General features: G+C 67.4%; 1 pseudogene. It reads right to left on the bottom strand.

The features are described from left to right. Positions 1-890: pseudogene (locus LUZ64_RS38175) on the bottom strand (IS630 family transposase); the annotation flags it as partial. Positions 891-923 lie beyond the last annotated feature (33 nt).

Raw genomic sequence — 923 nt, forward strand, 5'->3', positions numbered from 1 at the left:
TACTGACTGGGCGGCGTGATGTCGTGAGGTTTAGCCCTGTTCCGGCGAGACAGCTCTCGATGATGTCGCTGTGGTATTGGATCTCGCGGAGTCTGTGACGTAACGCCCGGATCAGTGCTCTGGGGAGGTGAAAGCGGTGTTGGCCTGCGCGCCGCGCCGCAGCACCGACCAGACGCTCTCGACCGGGTTGAGGTCGGGCGCGTAGGGCGGCAGCTGAATGGAGGTGATCCAGTCGTGGCAGGCGATGAAGGCCCGAAGCCGTGCGTCCAGATGCACGTTCAAGTTGTCCCAGACGAGGGCGAGTGCCCCTCCGAGCTGATGGTGTGCGGCGACGAGCAGGTCCCGGTACTCGGTCCAGGCGAAGCTGCGGCGGCCTCCGCTCTTGTGATTGGCATGGCGTTTGGGCCTGAAGATCAGCCGTGGGCGTTCGCCGGCCTTGTAGCAGCACAGTGCAGCGATGGAGAAGCGCCGCTGGGACCGGCCGCGGACCCGGACGACGGGGGTGCGGCCGCGTTTGGCCCACGTGCGGGTGGTGGGCGGCGCCATCGAGAAGCCGGCCTCGTCCTCGAAGACGATCCAGGCGTCGAGCGCCGCCGCGGTGTTTCCATCTGCGGCCACGTCTCCTTTACCCATCCGGCGACCGCGTCCTCATCACGTTCCAGAGCGCGACGGGTCGGCATCTGGTGACTCCAGCCGTGCCGGTGGAGCATCTGCGCGATGGCCGAGAGCGTCATGGGTTTATGGAACCGGCGGCCGATCAGCGTCTTGATCCTCGACAGGGTCCACGTCTGGCCGGGCCAGCGGTGAGCCGCCGGCCCCTTGGCCAGTTCGGCTTCGAGCACCGCGACCAGTGCCTCGCTCAGCTTCGGTCGTGCCGCCGATCCCCGACTTCACAGGGCCAGCTCGCCGCCCTCGTGGCAGTT

The organism is Streptomyces albireticuli (assembly GCF_021228125.1).
Taxonomy (GTDB): Bacteria; Actinomycetota; Actinomycetes; order Streptomycetales; family Streptomycetaceae; genus Streptomyces; species Streptomyces albireticuli.